This window comes from Halorubrum sp. AJ67 (assembly GCF_000513435.1).
In genome coordinates this window covers 63,201-65,235 of sequence record NZ_CBVY010000020.1, presented here as the reverse complement: position 1 = coordinate 65,235, position 2,035 = coordinate 63,201, and the positions used below count along the sequence as shown (strand labels likewise).

Here is a 2,035-nt window from a genome sequence, read left to right as displayed (position 1 = left end):
ACGTCCACGCGACCATGTCGCAGACGATGCTCGGTGAACTCGGAAGCGACACGGACCAGTGGCGGCTCGACCCGGAGCTGTCGGGCGGCGGCGCGCTCATGGACCTGGGCGTCTACCCGCTCAACACGACCCGGTTCGCGCTCGGCTCGGACCCGGTCCGGGTTTCGGGACGGACCCGCTCGGAGCACGAGGCCTTCGCCGACGTCGACGAGCACGCCACGTTCCGACTGGAGTTTCCGGGCGGCGTCGACGCGCTGTGTACGGTGAGCCAGAACGCCCAGCACGCGAGCCGGCTGGAGGTCACGGGAACGGACGCCAGACTGATCTTGGACCCCGCCTTCTACGAGCGGGAGGACCGCGGGTTCGCCGTCGTCCGCGACGGCACGCGGGTCGACGTGGAGTTCGATCAGGTCCACCAGATCGAGGAAGAGTTCGCGTACTTCGGTCACCACCTACTGGCGGGCGAGCCGTTCCACCCGGACGGCGAACACGCCCTCGTCGACGTGCGCGCGCTCGACGGGATCTACGAGTCGGCCGAGACCGGGCGACCGGTCGCACTCGACGGCGACGCGGCGTAGGCCCGACTCACTGCTCGATCCCGTACACGTCGCTCGTCCAGTCGCGGGCCGGGGTGTCGTACACCGGCTCGTCGCGATCGCGCTCGTCGAGCCGCCGCCGGTCCGCCTCGTCTAACTCCCAGTCGAGGTCGGCGTTGGCCCGGACGTGGTCCGGCGTCGACGACCGCGGCAGCGGGACGACGCCCCTGTCGACCGCCCACCGGACGACGACCTGTGCGGGATGTTTGTCGTACTCATCGGCCAGTTCGGCGACGACCTCGTCGCCGAACACGTCCGTCCGCGCGAGCGGCGCGGCCGCCTCGACGGCGGTGTCGGTCTCGCGGCAGTAGTCGACTAGGTCGGGGCGCTGGAACCACGGGTGGAACTCGATCTGGTTGACCGCGATCGGCACGTCGGCAATGTGATGGGCGCAGCTCAGCTGGTACGCGCTGAAGTTCGAGACACCGACGTCGCGGACGAGGCCGCGATCGCGCAGCTCCGCCATCGCCCGCAGGGTCTCGCGCAGCGAGATCGCGGGGTTGGGCCAGTGGATCAGGTATAAGTCGAGGTAGTCGGTGCCGAGGCGGTCGAGCGACGCCTCGCAGGAGTCGATCACCGACTCGTAGTTGAGGTTCTTCGCGAGCACCTTCGAGGTGAGGAACACGTCGTCGCGGTCGTACTCCGCGAGGGCGTCGCCGATGACGGCCTCGTTGTGGTACCCCTCGGCGGTGTCGATGTGCGCGTAGCCGGCGTCGAGCGCCGCGCGGACGCTGTCGGCCGTCTCGTCGTCGTCGAGGTCGTACGTGCCCAGTCCGAGCGCCGGTAGCTCCGCGCCGCTCGGGAGCGTCTTCGTTGGAACGGTCATGCGATGGGCTTCGCCGGATCGCCGATTGAAAGTACCGGTCGGGGAACGGTAGTCCGACGACACATCGTGCGGTGGCGCGTGCCGACGAGCGCCGCCCTGCGGCGCGAGTCGCCCGCGCGAGGGAGTCGCTGGCTCCCGGAGCGCAGCGGAGGGTGCCAGCGACAGGGCGAGAGCGAAGCTCTCGCTTGAAACCGGACGTAGTCCGGTGGCGAGGCTGGGGAGGCGTGAGGTGCGGTGCTGCGAGAGAAAGCGGGGCTACGGGGGTACTCCGACCGAGACGAATTGCTCCCCGGTTCGACTCGTGTAGTTGGGAAACGCACCGGCCGAGACTCCCGTGAGCGCAGCGAACGGGAGTCAGGCCGGGGCACGACTGAAAGGAGTGCACCGGCCGAGATTTGAACTCCGAATCAGACGTGCTCGCTCGCGGCTCGCGGCTTCGCCGCTCGCCTGTCGAGGTGCTCGCTTCGCTCGCACCTCGCACCGCTCGCTGCGCGCGACTGATAGCGTTCAAATCACTCTCGGTGATCTCTCTCACTATGTTCGAGAAATGCACCGGCCGAGATTTGAACTCGGGTTGCAACCATGGCAAGGTTGCGTGATACCACTACACTAC

Annotated in this window: 2 protein-coding genes; one reads left to right on the top strand and one right to left on the bottom strand. The window is 68.3% G+C overall.

Features of this window, described 5'->3' with window-relative positions; all coding sequences use genetic code 11:
• On the top strand, positions 1–578 hold a 578-nt coding region (locus BN903_RS13575), incomplete at its 5' end, for a Gfo/Idh/MocA family protein (RefSeq protein WP_048078246.1).
• 7 nt (positions 579–585) lie between these two features.
• On the opposite strand, the gene BN903_RS13570 is transcribed toward BN903_RS13575, so the two are convergent.
• The gene (locus tag BN903_RS13570) at positions 586–1,422 is read right to left on the bottom strand and encodes an aldo/keto reductase (RefSeq protein WP_048078240.1); all 837 of its coding nucleotides are present in this window, start codon (positions 1,420–1,422) and stop codon (positions 586–588) included.
• Positions 1,423–2,035 lie beyond the last annotated feature (613 nt).